This window comes from Mesorhizobium sp. P2_D6 (genome assembly GCF_056404315.1).
The window spans coordinates 13865-30497 of sequence record NZ_JBFUEG010000030.1 but is presented as its reverse complement, the minus strand read 5'-3'; the positions used below and the strand labels follow the sequence as shown (position 1 = coordinate 30497).

Here is a 16633-nt window from a genome sequence, read left to right as displayed (position 1 = left end):
CTCGATGATCGGATCAGCGTCTAATCATTCGAGCCACGGCGATCAAAATACATGCGCCGATGAAGCCGGCGACAAGATAGCCAAGCCAGCCGGTCAATGATACGCCCAGCAGCCCGAGAAGGACGTTGGCGACGATGGCGCCGACGATCCCTAAAATGATGTTCATGAGCACGCCCATATTGCTTTTCATGAACATCTCGGCGAGCCAGCCGGCGATACCGCCGATGACGATAGCAGCTATCCAACCGACACCTGGATTTTCCATATTTTCCCCTTTACTTGAACCGAAATTGGTTCGGCGAGAAAACGTGCCATACGCCAATAAAGTTCCCTGGGGTGAATACTGAGCTACACTCAGGCAGGTCGCGTCACCGGCCAACTGCCAGCTTCCGCCTACCTCTGGAGGTGACGACGAAGCAGTCGGATGTTGCGGTTGTTGGCTTTAAAATAGATATCGAAGATTGAACCGAGAATAGGAACGCTTCCCCCTACCATATCAAGCAGCACGTTCCCTAACATGCGAGCGACCAAGCCATTTCCAGCACCGCAGTTTCGGGCTCGCACCACGATATATGCCGAGACTAGGCCCGTCGCCACATCTCCGAGTACGGGCACCAGACCCACCAGGGCATCCAGCCCAAAACGAATTGATGTTCCTGGAATGCGCCATCGGGAATCAAGCAATGCGGCCAACAAATCCAACTCGACAATTGCTCTTGCAACCTCAGAATCGCGATGGCCCTCCCGGCTCGTCTCAGCGGCCGGGCGTGTGCGATTTATCAAATCGCCCCGGTCTAGAGCTGTGGCTCTAGACATCGCTCTCGCCGGTTGAATTCTTAGCTTGTGGCCAACGCGTAGGCACGTCATCAAGCAGGGTCGTCTCATCCGAGCCTCGCGTCGGCTCATGGGGCAACTTACCATTTGGCGTCATCTTGTTGACCGCCTCGGGCAAATCCCGGGTTATCCTGCTGATAAGTTCCTCGCGCGAAAGGCCGGTCTGCATTGAGAGGGACGTCAGCGTGTCTTCGTCTATTGCCGCTTCCACGTCGCTCGGCTGGATAGGCTGGTTTGGCCCGGTGCCAACCCAAGAGTCGACCTTCGATCCTGCCCCTGCCCCTCTGAATCGGTCGAGGATGTCGCCGAGGGCTGTCCCCGACACGCCTTTCGATATCTGATCCAGAATCCCGCCTTGCGGGTCGCTTGGATTACGATCTCCCGCCCCACGGATCATGTCGCCGATCTTGTCGCGATTCTGGTATGCCAGGACGCCAAGCATCGCGATCGCCAATCTTCCCAGATTTGCCATCTTGGTCTCCTCCACGGTTCAAATGGAGGAAGGGCTCAGCTTCACAAAAGTTCCGCGAGCGGCGATCTAATGTTGGGTATCGTTGCGGCGCTGTCCGAGCGCGACCAAGCTATCCGACTGAGGTGTGAGGGCCGGTACGAAGTTACGCTTAGGTGGATCGCGGGCTGCCGCAAAGAGCTATTGGCTTCATCGATTTGACGCCAGCATCCGCTTCAATGTCCCATCGCGAAGCCAAAACTGATGGAAGAGAGCAGCCAAGGCATGGACCGAAATCAGAAGGTGCGTGATCGTAGAGGACCACGCGCCTTCTAAATCAGTAGCCGTCCGGGCACCGAGCCACGTAAATTCTTCCATACCTATCGCGGTATCTGCACTGGCCGGCTTCGCTGGCGTGCCCAATGACCGCCCCGGCTATCGCGCCAACTGCGCCGCCAACAACCGCGCCTTTGACGGGGTCGCCTGCCACGGCGGCGCCTACTGCTGCGCCGCCCAATCCGCCGACGGCAGCGCCCTGTTCGGTGCGCGAACATGCTGCGAGCGGGATAAGTAGACTCAAAATAAGAAGCGTCTTTTTCATTGATTCCTCCTTAGGCCATTATTAGCCATAACTTAAATGCGCGATCGGGTTTTTTGATCCACCGACACCCGCTGCCATTCGTCAGTCATTGGGCCTGATTTTCATTCGGCGTGCGGCGTCCACCAACGCGGCACCGTCTCCTTCAATGCTATCGACGAGTTCGCGAGCTTGATCGGGGTCGATGCCGGTTTCCCTTGATAGGAAGAAGACACGGAAGGACTTCTCTTCAGATGGAACAGGCGCAACATACCCGCCCCCATCTTCAGCCAGGCAGCTGCTCGATCTTTTCGTCAGTCGAAAGCAATCCGTTTTCGACTATCCGCTGAACCTTCCTGTCGTTGAACATTACCATGCCGACGTGTCCTCAACCGGATCATCGCCCAACGTCGATCTCTTCAGGACGTTCCACAGCCTCATTGAAAACGGTTCTCCGACCAAGGCAGGCCCGTCACCACTCGCGACGGATATTGAGAGGTCGGAAAGTGCCGCCGGGCGAATGGCACTCAGGCCGCGTCCCCCCACTGAACCGCTTCGCCCCCGGCAGGGATCATGCGGCTGAAACACACAACTTGATTGGTGAGGGAACAAATCACCCGCACACAAATTTGTATCAGCTGAGGATGAAGCGCTTAGCAGGGAAAAAGAATGGGATTCTTCGGCAGACTTTTTTCAGGCCTGGTTAGTAAAAAGGTGCAACCGGAAAAGCATGGCGGCGGTGATATGCGTAAGGCTACTGGCGCTGGCCCCGCCTTGGCAGCCCACTCCAAGGACGCGAAAAGCGAAGCTCCGACGGGCCAAAATGCGACGGCAGCGAGAAAGAAATCCGACGGTCGACCTGAACGACGCGGGTGATTTTTGGGGGTTCGAGTAATGGCTAATGCCGACTCCACATTGACATACCCTTCCGACATACTGTCGACACTCGAACAGGTCCAAGCCGCGCACGCCGTGCTCGGGACTCCGGTGCGAGCTGGGAAGAGGATTGCGATCGCCAGTTGCTAGGGGCCGGCCTTGCATTCCTAACCTGGAAAAGGCAAATCCTCAGACTAGACGACCGTGGCTTGGTAACAGTCGTTCACGAGCATTCGCCGCTTGGCGATGACGCCCGCGCTCTCAAGGCTTTCGCTCCTGCTTGGCCCTGGTAAAGCCGCGATCCGTCGCGATGAAGCGTTCCAACATCGGCACAATCAGCCGCACGGGATCGGCTGATGGCTGACCTGAGTCTCGCCCTAGGATCTCGGCATATCTGGACAGGTCGCGGTGCAACCGCGCCGGCACCTCCACTGTGACTTTGACTGGCTTATCGTCTGCGATCGGACCGAGTTTCAACTTGGCCATTTCAGCCTCCATAGGGTTCGAGCACGAGATCGCGCGTGACGATGACGCGCACGGCAAAGCCTGGCCGTATCGTCAGCGTGGGTGCGATGTTGAGCTGGCGCTGGACGATCTGCTGGCCCACTTGGCTGAGGCTGTCGGAGGCGCCGCCGCGCAAGGCGCGCACGATGTCACTTTCCTGTCCAGACGAGCCGGCCTCCGCGCCGACGCTAAGGATAGTGGTGAGTGCCGCGGCCTTGAACAGCTCGGCCCAATGGTAGTCGACGCCGTCCTCAAGGCCGGCATAGCCTTGAGCGTCAGCGCCAGGCTGGCGTTCGAGAACAATGGAACGGCCGTTGGGGAAGACGAGCCTGCTCCAGACAAGCAGTACGCGCCGCTGGCCGAATCCGACCCCGTTGTCGTATTGGCCAATGACGCGCGTGCCTTGCGGGATCAGCAACGAACGACCCGTCGGACTGTCATAGACATTTTCGGTGACCTGAGCGGTGATCTGACCGAGCAGATCGGAACGGATACCGGTTATGAGCGCCGCCGGGATGACAGCCCCTGCCTGAAGCACATAGGGCGATACCGGCGGCGTGACGCGATCCGGCGCCACGGTGCGCCGATCAGTGGCCGCATTCAGAAAGTCGAGTTGACGGTCTTGCGTGGTGGACTGGCCGATCTGACCGGTAAGGTCGGGGCCGCGAAGGTTCGGCGGGGAGGTTCCTCCGGGCTGGGTTGCGGCCATTACGCCAGTTAACTGCCCTGTCTGGAAGAAGACACGCGAGATTCGGGCCGCCTCCTCTTCGGCCCGCCGGCGTTGTTCGGCCTCGTCGACCATGGGTGTCGCGATTGTTGGCGGCACGACGGGCTGCCCCTTGTGCTGTGCGTCAAGCATTGGCCGGCCAAGATCGCCAGGCAGCGGCGGCCCAAGAACGGGACCGGTGTAGTCCCGTGGCAGGCTGGCCAGTCCGTCGGCGGGCCGCCTGTTGGACGTCGAGTACAGCTCGTCGCCATGCCGGCCGGTTTCATTCGTTTGAAGCGCGTAGATCAGCGCACCGCCGACGCCAAGCGATGCACATAAGCCAATGCCGGCGAGCACCTTGCGGGACAGGCGCGTGACGCGCGGCGGATCGGCGCGAAGCTGCATGGGGGCAGCCGGGATTTCGTTCTCGTTCATGATTGCTCCCCTCCCCTTTGACGAAATCCGTTCCTTGCATTCGGCGCCGCGTTGGTGCCTGACATCCAGGGACCTCTCCTCGTGGCATCGGCGCGAACGATCCTGACGGTCTGTTGCCGCTTGCCACTGCCAAGCCGCAATTCCGCCGCGCCAAAGAGACGGTCGACGATCAGGGTGTTCTGGTAGACGCGACTGTTGGCAATCTCGGCCTCGCCGTCCGGGCCGATGACGAAGATGGGCGGCATCTCGCCTTGCACGATCCCGCGTGGAAACTCGACATAGACCCGCCTGCCGTCGTCATAAACGCCGACGGGCCTCCAGGGGGGCGCGTCGCCGGTGAGACCATAGCGGTGGTTGCGTGCGGTGATGGCGGGAAGCACCGGTGTCGCGGGGATCGCACGCGCTTGTCCGGCCGACGGCGCGGGATAGGCCCATGCCACGGCGGGCATGTACCGCTTCTCGCCCGATTGCAGCTCGATCATGTAGCTGCGCCGGTCGGTGGTGATGACGAGATTGGTGTTGATGTCCGAGCGCGAAGGCTTGACCAACACATGGACGCGCCTGGTGACGCCCGCTCCGCTTTCGGTGTCGCCGATGATCCAGCGCGCGGTATCGCCCGCCGCGATCGGACCTTCGCCGGTCAGGCTTTCGCCAGGCTCAAGCGCGATGTCCGTTATCTGTCCTGGAGCGGCATAGACCTGATAAAGGGCTCCTTCGCTCCAAGGATAAATCTGAATGGCGTTGTAATAGCCCTCACGACGCGGCTGGACTCGCGCCGCCGCGTTGGCGTTCTCGACGCGCGCCTCCGGCGTGCTGCCGGCGACACCGCCGCGGGCCGGGACCCACCCTGGTGGAACGTGCAGCGGCTTTGGCCTTTCATCGAGCGCGGCTACCGGAGGGGCGGGCAAAGGCGGCACGTAGGCATCATAGGAGATCTGAGGCGGTTTCTGCGGTGTGGCGCAACCGGCAAGTATGGAGCCCGATAGCAACACCAAGGCAAACGCCGACATTGTCAAAGCCGGAGTGGCGATGACACACAATGGCAGGTTCATTGGCTCATCTCCCGGGACCAGTTGATGGCGTTGACGTAGATGCCGAGCGGATTGGCGCGAAGACGTTCGGCGTCGTTTGGCATCTGTGTCACGATCGTCAGGATCGCGGTCCAGCGCTCGGTGCCGGAAAGCTGGCCGTTTTCGTAGTGGTGCTCGATCCAGGCGACACGAAAGGAGCCGGGTGAAGCCCTGATGACCGAAGAAATGTCCACCGCGACCTGCTGCTTGCCGACCCTGGAGAAAGGGTCGTTGGCGCGGGCGTAGTCGTTGAGCGCCGCAGCGCCCTGATCGGTGGTCCAATCATAGGCGCGCAGCCAGTCCTGGCGCAGGATGATCGGATCGGCGGGGATGGAGCGCACCTGTTCGACAAAGCGGGCGAGATGCCACGCTATCTGAGGATCAGTCGGCTTATAATCTGCGATCGCGGGCGCGGTCGCTTGAACCTGGCCCATCGTATCGACCTGGACGACCCAGGGCACGACAGTGCCGCGGCCCAATTGCCAGACCAGTGAAGTGGAAAGGCCTGCCGACAAGATGAGCGACCCGAACGCCATGGCGCGCCAGTTGCGGGCCTGCACGCGAGCAGAGCCGATGCGTTCATCCCAGATCTGCTCCGCCTTTTGATAGGGGGTTTCCGGTCGAGGGGTCTTGCCGTAGTGGACCACGGGTCGCCTAAAGATATTCATGGATCATTTGCCTTCAGAAAGAGAAATCGAAGCTCCGCCGCCAGGGCTGTCGCCGGCGCGTACCGCGTGGGCGGCGGCCTGGGCGCCATGAGAGAGGCGTTGAGAGCGCTGCAAGCGTCTGGCCCATTCCGGCTGCCCGTGAGTGCCGGATGGCTTGCCCGCGCCTGACAACGCGGTGCCGCGGATCGTTCCCATGGTCGACGAACCGCCGGTGATTTCAGTCGCCGAACTCGCGCCGGAGGCGAAGCTGGACTTAAGCGACTGACCGGTGTTTGCGGCAGCACGCTTGAGGGGGGAGGAGGCTGCCGCAGCGCCGGCGCGCGCAATGCCGCCCAACCCGGAGGCGATGCCTGCCGCGCCAGCCTGGCCCTCGGCGCCAAGCGTATAAGCGGCGGAGGCACCGCCAGCGAGTGACGTGCCGCCACGCGCGGCTGACACCGCTCCCGAGAATGCGGCTGTCCCACCTCGCGCCGCCAGGCCGGCTGCGCCATTGCCCGCAACCGCCATGCCGCCCGCGGCAAGGCCAGTGCCGACGGCCGCACCGGCGCCAAGCTGCGGTCCACCCGCGACGAGGCCGTTGGCGATGCCAGGACCGAAGATGCCGAGGCCAAGCAGCGACAGCGCCGCCAGCACGATCGCCATGGCCTGGTCGATGGTGGGGCTCTCGCCGCCGAAGCCTTGGGTGAATTCGCCGAAGAGCGTCGATCCGATGCCGATGACGACGGCAAGCACCAGAACCTTGATGCCGGACGAGATGACGTTGCCGAGCACGCGCTCGGCCATGAAGGCAGTCTTGCCGAAGAGACCGAAGGGGATCAGCACGAAGCCCGCCAGCGTCGCCAGCTTGAACTCGATCAGCGTCACAAAGAGCTGGACCGCCAAGATGAAGAAGGCGAGCAGGACGAGCGCCCAGGCAAAGAGCAGGCAAGCAATCTGGATGAAGTTTTCAAAAAAGGAGACGTAGCCCATCAAACCGGAGATCGCGTCAAGCAATGGTCGTCCCGCATCGAGACCGGTTTGCGCCACCTTGCCGGGGTGCAGCAGGTCCTGTGCCGAGAAGCCGGTTCCACTCGCCTTGAGACCAAGACCGGAGAAACTCTCGAACACGATTTGGGCGAGACCGTTCCAGTCGGATATCAGATAGGCGAAGACACCGACGAAGAGCGTCTTCTTGACAAGCCGCGCAAGGATGTCGTCATCAGCGCCCCAGCTCCAGAAGAGCGCGGCGAGCGTCACGTCGATGACGATCAGCGTGGTGGCGACAAAGGCGACCTCGCCGCCGAGCAGGCCGAAACCGCTGTCGATGTAGCGGGTGAAAGTGGCCAGGAATTGGTCGATGACGCCTGTATTGCCCATATTTATCGGGCCTCGTGCAGGGCCGCATCTGGCGCGTCCGGCTCGCCTATCGAACGCCCCGATGGCTCTTTGAGTCCAAGGAAGCGATCGCGCTGTTCGGCCCATAGCCGGGCGCATCCATCGTCACGCAGGGCAGCCTCGCCGAGGACCTGGCAGCGGCGCAGACCATCGCGAAGCGGGTTCGGCATCGAGCCTGCGGTTGTGTCAGCGCCCTCGCCCGCCGGCTTGTTCTCGTTCCGTCTCATACCGAGCGCGGCTGCCGTGACGGCGGCCGCGACAAAGATGACAGCCACCGTGCGAGCGAGCGTTTTTCCGTCCATGGCCTTCGATCTCAGCGGTTGAACATCTGGACCGAGCCGGCCTCGTAGCCGGAGCCTGGCGCCAGGAAGCGGCGGCGCTGCTCCCGCCCCTGATCGACTGCGGCGGCACGCTCGGCCTCGGTCAGCGCCTGTGCGCGGCCGTTGGCGGCGACCACAGCGGTCAGGTCCGCGAGCTGCTGGCCCTGGAGCGCAAGAAGCTGATTGCCAGCTTGCGTCGCCTGCAGCGCTCCCGTCGCCGATTGGCTGGCGCCGACCAGCGCCGACATCTGTGCGCGGCTGGACTCGATGTTTCCAACGACGCCCGCCTGGACGCGCATGGCGTCCTGAAGGCCACCTACCGTGTTTTGCCAGCGCGAGCGCGCGTCCGTGACGAGCTCCTGGTCGGATGCAGAGAGCGACACGCTCCCGTATTGCTGCTGAAAGGCCTTGTCGATCTGCTGGACGTCGAAGGCGATGTTTTGTGCTTGCCCGAGAAGCTGTTGCGTGCGTTGTACCGACTGTTGCAGTTGCTGCAGCGAGGACAAAGGCAGGCTCGCCAGGTTACGCGCCTGGTTGATCAGCATCTGGGCCTGGTTCTGAAGCGAGGTGATCTGGTTTGTGATCTGCTGCAGCGAACGCGCGGCCGTCAGAACATTCTGGGAATAGTTCGATGGATCAAACACGATGAAGGCATACGCTGGGGCAGTCATCATCGGCGGGATGGTGACCGGGGCGGTGAGCATCGCCGCGACGAGAAGCAGGGCGCGCGGGTGGCTTTGACGAACAGTCATGGTCGGGGATCCTTTTCAGGTTCGGGAAGAATGAGGTTGGGAATGAGGTCGGCGGCCCAGCCGACGTCACGGGCACGCAGCCAGGCCGCCAGGAAGCCGTGGCGGCCATGCTCGGCGATGATGCTGCCAATCAGGGCCTGATCGCTCTTCGAGGACGCAGCGCAAAGTGCCAGCCCGACCTCGGACAGGCCGAGCTCGAAGAGACGGTTGCCGCGACGGGACTGGCAGTAGTAATCGCGCTTGGGTGTCGCTCTTGCCAGGATTTCGATCTGGCGGTCATTCAGGCCGAAGCGCCGATAGATGGCGGTAATCTGCGGCTCAACCGCGCGCTCATTGGGCAACAGCAGCCGGGTTGGACAGCTTTCGATGATCGCCGGCGCAATGGTTGAATTGTCGATATCAGCGAGTGACTGGGTGGCGAAGACGACGCTGGCGTTCTTCTTGCGCAGCGTCTTCAGCCACTCGCGCAACTGCCCGGCAAACCCCTCGTCGTCGAGGGCAAGCCAGCCTTCGTCGATGATGAGCAGCGTTGGACGCCCGTCGAGCCTATCGCCGATGCGGTGGAACAGATAGGACAGGACAGCCGGCGCGGCTTGCGTGCCCACCAGTCCTTCGATCTCGAAGGCCTGCACGGATGCCTGGCCGAGGTGTTCGGCCTCGGCGTCGAGCAATCGGCCGTGAGCGCCTCCGACACAGTACGGGCGCAATGCCTGTTTCAGGTCATTGGCTTGCAAGAGCACACTGAGCCCGGTGAGGGTGCGCTCCTCGACGGGAGCCGAGGCAAGCGACGTCAGCGCCGCCCAGATATGCTCCTTTGCGTCCGGGGTGATCTGGATGCCCTCGCGCGCCAGGATCGCGACGATCCAGTCAGCTGCCCAGGCGCGCTCGTATGTGTCATGAACCCGGGCGAGCGGCTGCAGCGAAACGGAGGCGTCCACGCCTTCGGTGAGGTGCCCGCCGAGATCGTGCCAGTCGCCACCCATGGCGAGCGCCGCGGCGCGGATGGAGCCGCCGAAGTCGAAGGCGAAGATCTGAGCCTTGCGGTAGCGGCAAAACTGCAGCGCCATCAGCGCGAGCAGCACCGACTTGCCGGCGCCAGTGGGGCCGACGACAAGCGTATGGCCGACATCGCCGACATGAAGGACCAACCGGAAAGGGGTCGAGCCTTCGGTCTTGCCGTAAAGCAAGGGAGGACTGACCAGATGCTCGTCCCGTTCCGGCCCCGCCCACACGGCGGAAAGGGGCATCATGTGAGCGAGATTGAGCGTTGAGATGGGCGGCTGGCGGACATTGGCGTAGGCGTGCCCGGGCAAGGAGCCGAGCCAGGCGTCGACGGCGTTGACGGTCTCGGCAATCGCCGTGAAGTCACGGCCCTGGATGACCTTCTCGACAAGCCGCAGTTTCTCGTCGGCCACGCGCGGGTCGCAATCCCATATGGCGACGGTCGCGGTGACATAGGCCATGCCCGCCATGTCGGCGCCGAGCTCCTGCAACGCAGTGTCGGCGTCGGCCGCCTTGTTGGCGGCGTCGGTGTCGAGGAGGACTGACGCCTCGTTGGTCATCACCTCCTTGAGGATCGAGGCGATGCTCTTGCGCTTCGCAAACCATTGCCGCCGTATCCTGGTCAACAGGCGCACAGCGTCGACCTTGTCGAGCAGGATGGCGCGGGTCGACCAGCGGTAGGGGAAGGCCAGCCGATTGAGGTCATCAAGCAGGCCGGGTGTCGTGGCGGTCGGGAAGCCGACAATCGAGAGCACGCGAAGATGCTTGTCGCCAAGTCGCGGCTCGAGCCCGCCGGCGAGCGGTTCATCGGCCAGCAGCGCATCGAGATAGATGGGCGTCTCGGGGACGCGCACCTTATGGCGTTTGGTCGAGATCGTCGAATGCAGGTAGGTGAGCGTTTCGCCGTCATCGAGCCAGTGGCATTCCGGCATGAACCCGTCGAGCAGGGACAGCACGCGCTCTGTCCGGTCGACAAAGGCGCGCACGATCTCGCCCGGATCCGCGTCCAACTGGTCGCGACCCTCATAAAGCCACCCCTCGGCGCGCGTGGCGTCTTCGGGCAGTGGCAAAAACAGGAATGTGAGAAAGTAGCTCGATACGAAATGAACTTCCTCCTCCTCGAAATCGGCCTTGCGCTCGGCATCGAGCAGGCTGGAGGCTGCATTGGGAAACTGGCTCTCGGGATAGGAGGCGGCTTGGTGCCGCTGCGCTTCGACAAAGACGCTCCAGCCCGAGCCGAGGCGACGAAAGGCATTGTTGATGCGCGACGCCACCGCAACCAGCTCTGCCGCGACGGCGGAGTCGAGATCGGGGCCGCGAAACCTCGCGGTGCGCTGAAAACTGCCATCCTTGTTGAGCACGAGGCCAGGCGCGACGAGAGCTGCCCAAGGCAGATAGTCGGCAAGGCGAGCAGCGGTGCGGCGGTATTCGGCAAGGCTCATCATGGTGGCGCCCTCAAACCGAAAGATGTCCGGGGAGCCGCAGGTGTCGGCGCCCAACTTCGAAAAAGAGCGGATCGCGCCTGGCGGCCCATACCGCCGTGAGATGTCCGATTGCCCAGATGAGGAGACCGACCAGCCACAGCCGCAGCCCAAGACCGACAGCGCCCGCCAGCGTGCCATTCAGGATCGCGATTGCGCGCGGCGCGCCGCCGAGCAGGATCTGCTCCGTCAGCGCCCGGTGAACGGGCACCGTCCACCCCGGCACCGCGTCGAGTTGTTCAAGGGCGGTTGTCATCAGATCAACGCTCCGCCGCCAAACGAGAAGAACGACAGGAAGAAGCTCGACGCCGCAAAGGCGATCGAAAGGCCAAAAACGATCTGGATGAGCCGCCTAAAGCCGCCCGAACTGTCGCCGAAGGCCAGCGTCAGGCCGGTGACGATGATGATGATGACGGCAATGATCTTGGAGACCGGTCCCTCGACGGACTGCAGGATCTTTTCGAGTGGCTGTTCCCACGGCATCGAGGAGCCTGACGCGTGGGCGCTCGAGGCGACCAGGAGATTGACGGCAAGGGCGGTGGCCCCCGTGGCCAGGCGGTGGTGGCAGCGTACAAGGAGGCGGATCATGAGGTTTCTCCTGGGTTGGTCGGTGTGGCTTCAGCAATGCGATAATCGCCGTCAGGGCCGAGACCCTCGACCCGGACGAGTTCGCTAAGCCGTCGCGCGGTGCCACGTCCGGACAGGACGGCGACGAGGCCGATCGTGTCGGCGATCAACGCACGCGGGACAGTGACGACGGCTTCCTGGATAAGCTGCTCAAGGCGGCGCAGGGCGCCGATGCCGGAGCCCGCATGAAGGGTGCCGATGCCGCCGGGGTGCCCTGTTCCCCATGCCTTCAAGAGGTCAAGGGCCTCGGAGCCACGCACCTCGCCGACGGGAATGCGATCGGGCCGCAGGCGCAGCGAAGAGCGAACCAGATCGGCCAGCGTGGCGATGCCATCCTTGGTGCGCATTGCGACAAGGTTGGGCGCGGCGCACTGCAGTTCGCGGGTGTCCTCGATGATGACGACCCGATCCATCCCTTTCGCCACTTCGGCGAGCAGCGCGTTGGTGAGGGTGGTCTTGCCAGTCGATGTGCCGCCGGCGACAAGGATGTTCGCGCGACCGGCAACCGCGGCGCGCAATATCGCTGCCTGACCGGCGGACATTATGCCTGCCGCGACGTAGTCATCGAGCGTGAACACGGAGACGGCGGGCTTGCGGATAGCGAAGGCGGGTGCTGCGACGACAGGCGGCAACAGGCCCTCGAAACGCTCGCCGGTCTGCGGCAACTCGGCCGAGACGCGCGGGGAACGGGAATGGACCTCGGCGCCGACATGATGGGCGACCAGGCGCACAATCCGCTCGCCAGCGGCAGGCGCCAGCATTTCCCCTGTATCGGCCAAACCTTCCGAAAGCCGATCCACCCAGATACGACCATCCGGGTTCAGCATTATTTCAACGATCGCGGGATCGTCGAGAAACCGGGCGATGGCGGGTCCGAGCGCGGTGCGCAGCATGCGCGAGCTGCGCGCGCGTCCCTCGGTATCGTTGTGCGATGTAGCCATCCTGTCCCCGTTTGAGCCGGGAACGCGTCAAGCAACGCCCGGTCGAGGACGATCAAAAGAGCCCTGAAGCGGTCCGATTCAAAGGATTTCAGCCGTCATCGTAGCGTAGCGCGCAATTACCGGCCAACGGCGGCCGCGCTATAATGTAAACTTTCGCAATAGTAAGTACATGTTTATTGACATTCGATTCCTACCGGGTTTATGAGAGAACCACCGATGGCCTGCTCCTACAGGCGATCGTTCTTTCCACGGCGCGGAGGGTGTCATGAGGTCCGGTCCGGAGAGCGCGATTTCTCGGCGCAAAACCGCCCTCCTCGGGCACGCCGAAACGATACTGACATCGTCGCCGCCCGCCCCGACGAAGTTTTGAGGCACCCCGTGAACATGATCGAGATCTGGCTGGGCATTCTGCAGGGGCTGGGCGTCACCGCAGAGGTGACCGCCTATGGCCTGGTCTTTGCGGTCCCCTTCGCGCTCGTCTTCGGCGTCGCGCAGTTTCTGACCACCGGCATGACGCGCTTTCTGGTTACCGCCGTGATCGAATTCTGGCGCAGCTCAGCGGTCGTCGTCCTGCTCTTCTTCTTTTATTACGTGCTGCCGGTGATGGGGGTCACTCTGTCGGCGCTCACCGTCAGTGCATTGGTGCTCGGTCTCAACACCGGCGGCTATGCCAGCCAGGCGGTTCGCGCCGGGTTGCAGTCTCTGCCCGCCGGCCAACGCGAGGCGGGCATGGCGCTCGGCCTGTCGCGCCCGGCGATCCTGCTCCTGATCGAGCTGCCGCAGGCGCTGGTCGCGATGAGCCCGACCTTTGTCAACAACCTTATCCAGCTCGTCAAGGCGACTTCCCTCGTCTCGCTGGTCACACTGACGGACATGACCTTCCGCGCCAAGGAAATCGCGCAGACCGACTACGACCCCGTGGCGATCTATTCGGCGCTGCTGCTGGCCTTCTTCGTCGTCTGTTATCCGATCGCGCTTGCAGGCCGCTGGCTCGAGGCGCGGGTCAGTCCTGAAAGAGGAACGCCGCGTGGGATTTAACTTCGATTTCGCACTATCGACCGTCCCGACGATCATCGGGGCGATCGGAACGACCCTGCTCGCAACGGTGTTGAGTTGTCTAGGCGCTTCGGCGCTTGGCTTCACTTTCGAAATGATCCGCCGCGGCGCCGGTGCGACTGGCCTCGCCGTCCGCTTCCTGATCGACTTCATCCGCTCGACGCCGGTTCTGGCCTGGCTCTATTTCCTCTATTTCGTCCTGCCCTTCTACGGGATCCGGCTTGGCGCCATGACAGTCGGCATACTGGGGCTGAGCCTGTACTACAGCGGCTATCTGGCGGAGGTGTTCAAAGCGGGCATCGACGCGATCCCAAAAGGCCAGCACGAAGCGGCCAGAGCCTTGTCGCTCACCCGCCGCGACACGGTCGTTTTCGTCATCGCGCCGCAGATGTTGCGCAACGTCGCGGCACCGTTGGGCAACTATCTTGTTTCGATCCTCAAGGCGACGCCCTATCTTGCAATCCTGGCCGTGCCCGAAATGCTCGGACGCGCCTTCGATATCGCTTCTGAAACCTATCGATACGCAGAGCCGCTGACCGTTGCCGGCATCCTGTTTCTCGCGCTAGCGCTGATACTTGCTTATGGGGTGAAGCGCATCGAGCGGCGCCTGCTTGCAGCTGGACGCCGCTGATGCTCGCTCAAGCCCCACCTCCAGTCCCAGCCGTTCAATCCATCCCTCATGTCCGGATCGACGGCCTCAACAAATGGTTCGGCGCCCTCCACGTTTTGAAAAACATCGATCTTTCCGTACGAGCGGGCGCACGCATCGTCGTTTGCGGACCGTCCGGCTCCGGCAAGTCAACCTTGATCCGCTGCATCAACGGTCTCGAGCCCTTCCAAAAGGGAACGATTCAGTTCGAAGCGACAACTCTGGACAAAGATGGCCGCGATACCGCGAAGGCGCGCCGGCAGACAGGCATGGTGTTTCAGAGCTTCAACCTGTTTCCGCACCTCACCGTGCTCGCCAACTGCACGCTGGCGCTGCGCCGCGTTCTCCTGAGACCGGCACGGGAGGCCGAAGAGATCGCCATGCAGCATCTGACAGCAGTGCACATCCCCGAAAAGGCGCAGGCCTACCCGGCCCAGCTCTCGGGCGGCCAACAACAACGCGTGGCGATCGCGCGCGCGCTTTGCCTCAATCCCCGCATCATGCTGTTCGACGAACCCACCTCGGCGCTCGACCCGGAAATGATCAAGGAAGTCCTGGACGTCATGATCGCGCTGGCGAGAAGCGGCGTGACCATGGTCTGCGTGACCCATGAAATGGGTTTCGCACGCGAAGTCGCGGATGAGATCGTTTTCATGGACGAAGGCCGCATTGTCGAGCATGCCTCGTCCAAAGACTTTTTCTCAACAGCCGCTCACCCACGCGCCCGGCTGTTCCTGGATACCATCCTGAGCCATTGAGAGCAGATGCGTGTGGACCGGCGTGCCGGCAATGGGCGCGCACGAGCGCCAACTGCCGGAATCGCCGGGCAGGTCACCAGTCCGGCGCGAACGCGTAGCCAGCCGAGCGGACCGTCCGGATCACATCGCTTCCCACGGATGCCCGAAGCCTTTTGCGCAGCCTGGCTATATGGACGTCGACGCCCCGCACATCGGTTGCGGCGGCATGTTCAGGCCAGGCGGTCGCGACCAGTTCCTCGCGGCTGAAGACCTTGCCAGGCTGCGCCAAAAGGCTGCGCAAAAGCTTGAACTCGATCGGTGGCATCAGGATCTCGTTTTGCTTGAAGAATGTCCGGTGAGTCTGCCGCTCGAGCCGGAAATCGCCCTGCACCAACTCACCCGAGTCCGTTTCGCGCGATAGCTTCGCAAGGCGCGCTTTGCCGTGAAGCCAGGCCAGAAGCTGCTCCGGGGCGAACGGCCGGGAAAATATCTCGTCGACTCCAGCCTTGATCAAATCGAGATGCAGCTTGCCGGAGCGCGGGGCAACCAGGGCCGCGACCGGCGTCGCTTTGGTTGCGGCGGCGGACTTCAACCAGCCGGACTGCTTGACCACTTCACGGTCGCCTGGATGGCAGTCCATGACCACGGCAAGCGGGGCGGTCGCCGCGATGGCGCTTGCGATTTCCCGGTCTCCCGTAATCAGTCGAATCTCGAAGCCAGCTACCGAAAGTATGTGCCCGAAAACCAGGAAAAAATCCGGGTCCTTCGAGGCGATCAGGACCAGCGGCTTCATGAGTCCATCAACCGGGTTCGACACATCATAGCGCTGACTAGCGCGCAAATGGGCGCGATGACAATATCCCTTGGTTTCTTTGAATCTTTTCGACCTTTCTAAGTCGCGCCTCAGCCCGAGTCTCGGGTGCTTATGGATAAAGCGGGAATGCATCGAGTGTAGACGGCAGCTTTGCGCCTCATCCCGGCCGTTGAAGGCAGCTGCGCCGTTGCCAGAAAGCGGACATCATTGGTAACTGAGCTGGACGTCGCCATACCGAAGCGGTCATTGCGGATGTCTACGTGAACGGACCTGCCAATTGTGCCCTGATGCGTTGTGGCGGGGCGTTTGGCCGCTTCCGCAGATCAAGTGATCCGCGCACACCGTCGCGACGTAGAATGCAATAGGGCGCACGGAGACCTTGCCGATGAAAGGGATAACTGCATTCGCAGTGGCCACGCTTGTTTCAGCAATAGCGCATGCCGACGTTCTATCCGACGCGCGCGGTGTGTGGTTGAGGGACGACGGCAATGCGCGCGTCAAGATTGCTCCTTGCGGAGAGAAACTGTGCGCAACCAATCTCTGGATCAGGGATACCAGTAAAGGCGAAGACGTTGGCGACAAGCTGATCATGACGCTCAAGCCGAATTCCGGCAGCACGTTGAAGGGGAACGCCTATGACCCCAAGCGAAAGCTCACATTTTCGATGACCCTACGGGTTGCCGGCAAAGGGTTGACGACGCGAGGCTGTGTCATCGGCGGAGTGATCTGCAAAAATACCAATTGGACGCCGGCAAAGTGAAT

General features: G+C 62.4%; 20 protein-coding genes. 4 read left to right on the top strand and 16 right to left on the bottom strand.

Annotation, left to right across the window (positions count from 1 at the left end):
- Positions 1–13: 13 nt before the first annotated feature.
- The 15 genes from AC1D1L_RS31830 to trbB all read right to left on the bottom strand — a co-directional run bounded on the left by AC1D1L_RS31830 (position 14) and on the right by trbB (position 12615).
- The gene (locus AC1D1L_RS31830; RefSeq protein ID WP_477345419.1) at positions 14–265 is read right to left on the bottom strand and encodes a GlsB/YeaQ/YmgE family stress response membrane protein; all 252 of its coding nucleotides are present in this window, start codon (positions 263–265) and stop codon (positions 14–16) included.
- Positions 266–393: 128 nt separating this feature from the next.
- Positions 394–816: a DUF4112 domain-containing protein gene (locus tag AC1D1L_RS31825; protein WP_477345415.1), complete on the bottom strand. Its 423-nt coding sequence runs from the start codon at positions 814–816 to the stop codon at positions 394–396.
- Positions 809–1306, bottom strand: a complete 498-nt coding sequence (locus tag AC1D1L_RS31820) for a YidB family protein (protein ID WP_477345413.1) — start codon at positions 1304–1306, stop codon at positions 809–811. Before AC1D1L_RS31820 ends, AC1D1L_RS31825 begins: the two co-directional genes overlap by 8 nt.
- 313 nt (positions 1307–1619) lie before the next feature.
- A complete protein-coding gene (locus AC1D1L_RS31815) occupies positions 1620–1883 on the bottom strand; it encodes a YMGG-like glycine zipper-containing protein (protein ID WP_477345411.1) in 264 nt (87 codons plus the stop codon).
- A 1113-nt stretch (positions 1884–2996) separates the two neighbouring features.
- Complete coding sequence (locus AC1D1L_RS31810; RefSeq protein ID WP_477345409.1) at positions 2997–3221, bottom strand: DUF2274 domain-containing protein; 225 nt, start codon at positions 3219–3221, stop codon at positions 2997–2999.
- A gap of 1 nt (position 3222) precedes the next feature.
- Entirely contained in the window at positions 3223–4380 is a 1158-nt protein-coding gene (locus tag AC1D1L_RS31805) for a TraB/TrbI/VirB10 family type IV secretion system protein (RefSeq protein WP_477345407.1), read from the bottom strand.
- On the bottom strand, positions 4377–5432 hold the full coding sequence (trbG, locus tag AC1D1L_RS31800) for a P-type conjugative transfer protein TrbG (protein WP_477345405.1): 1056 nt from the start codon (positions 5430–5432) through the stop codon (positions 4377–4379). The genes AC1D1L_RS31805 and trbG overlap by 4 nt, the downstream gene beginning before the upstream one ends.
- Positions 5429–6118 carry a conjugal transfer protein TrbF gene (gene trbF / locus AC1D1L_RS31795; protein ID WP_477345403.1) on the bottom strand — a complete coding sequence of 230 codons (690 nt, stop codon included), beginning with the start codon at positions 6116–6118 and terminating at the stop codon, positions 5429–5431. Before trbF ends, trbG begins: the two co-directional genes overlap by 4 nt.
- 3 nt (positions 6119–6121) lie before the next feature.
- Positions 6122–7474 (bottom strand): P-type conjugative transfer protein TrbL, encoded by a 1353-nt coding sequence (gene trbL, locus AC1D1L_RS31790; RefSeq protein ID WP_477345401.1) that lies wholly within the window; start codon positions 7472–7474, stop codon positions 6122–6124.
- Positions 7475–7476: 2 nt separating this feature from the next.
- Positions 7477–7794: a putative entry exclusion protein TrbK-alt gene (trbK-alt, locus tag AC1D1L_RS31785; protein ID WP_477345399.1), complete on the bottom strand. Its 318-nt coding sequence runs from the start codon at positions 7792–7794 to the stop codon at positions 7477–7479.
- 11 nt (positions 7795–7805) lie between these two features.
- Positions 7806–8564, bottom strand: coding sequence for a P-type conjugative transfer protein TrbJ (gene trbJ / locus AC1D1L_RS31780; protein WP_477345397.1), 759 nt, complete (start codon positions 8562–8564; stop codon positions 7806–7808).
- Positions 8561–11011 (bottom strand): conjugal transfer protein TrbE, encoded by a 2451-nt coding sequence (trbE, locus tag AC1D1L_RS31775; RefSeq protein WP_477345395.1) that lies wholly within the window; start codon positions 11009–11011, stop codon positions 8561–8563. Before trbE ends, trbJ begins: the two co-directional genes overlap by 4 nt.
- A gap of 10 nt (positions 11012–11021) precedes the next feature.
- Entirely contained in the window at positions 11022–11303 is a 282-nt protein-coding gene (locus AC1D1L_RS31770; RefSeq protein ID WP_112394163.1) for a VirB3 family type IV secretion system protein, read from the bottom strand.
- Entirely contained in the window at positions 11303–11635 is a 333-nt protein-coding gene (locus AC1D1L_RS31765) for a TrbC/VirB2 family type IV secretion system protein (RefSeq protein WP_477345392.1), read from the bottom strand. The genes AC1D1L_RS31770 and AC1D1L_RS31765 overlap by 1 nt, the downstream gene beginning before the upstream one ends.
- Positions 11632–12615 (bottom strand): P-type conjugative transfer ATPase TrbB, encoded by a 984-nt coding sequence (trbB, locus tag AC1D1L_RS31760; RefSeq protein ID WP_477345390.1) that lies wholly within the window; start codon positions 12613–12615, stop codon positions 11632–11634. Before trbB ends, AC1D1L_RS31765 begins: the two co-directional genes overlap by 4 nt.
- A gap of 378 nt (positions 12616–12993) precedes the next feature.
- Here trbB and AC1D1L_RS31755 point away from each other — a divergent pair, with 378 nt between their 5' ends.
- The 3 genes from AC1D1L_RS31755 to AC1D1L_RS31745 are packed head-to-tail and all read left to right on the top strand — an operon-like array spanning position 12994 to position 15078.
- A complete protein-coding gene (locus tag AC1D1L_RS31755; RefSeq protein ID WP_477345388.1) occupies positions 12994–13653 on the top strand; it encodes an amino acid ABC transporter permease in 660 nt (219 codons plus the stop codon).
- Positions 13643–14302: an ectoine/hydroxyectoine ABC transporter permease subunit EhuD gene (ehuD, locus tag AC1D1L_RS31750; RefSeq protein WP_477345386.1), complete on the top strand. Its 660-nt coding sequence runs from the start codon at positions 13643–13645 to the stop codon at positions 14300–14302. Before AC1D1L_RS31755 ends, ehuD begins: the two co-directional genes overlap by 11 nt.
- Entirely contained in the window at positions 14302–15078 is a 777-nt protein-coding gene (locus AC1D1L_RS31745) for an amino acid ABC transporter ATP-binding protein (protein WP_477345384.1), read from the top strand. Before ehuD ends, AC1D1L_RS31745 begins: the two co-directional genes overlap by 1 nt.
- A gap of 73 nt (positions 15079–15151) precedes the next feature.
- Here the strand turns inward: AC1D1L_RS31745 and AC1D1L_RS31740 are convergent, their stop codons facing one another.
- Entirely contained in the window at positions 15152–16003 is an 852-nt protein-coding gene (locus tag AC1D1L_RS31740) for a winged helix-turn-helix transcriptional regulator (RefSeq protein WP_477345382.1), read from the bottom strand.
- A gap of 253 nt (positions 16004–16256) precedes the next feature.
- On the opposite strand from AC1D1L_RS31740, the gene AC1D1L_RS31735 reads away from it, so the two are divergent.
- Complete coding sequence (locus tag AC1D1L_RS31735) at positions 16257–16631, top strand: DUF2147 domain-containing protein (protein WP_477345380.1); 375 nt, start codon at positions 16257–16259, stop codon at positions 16629–16631.
- Positions 16632–16633: the final 2 nt, after the last annotated feature.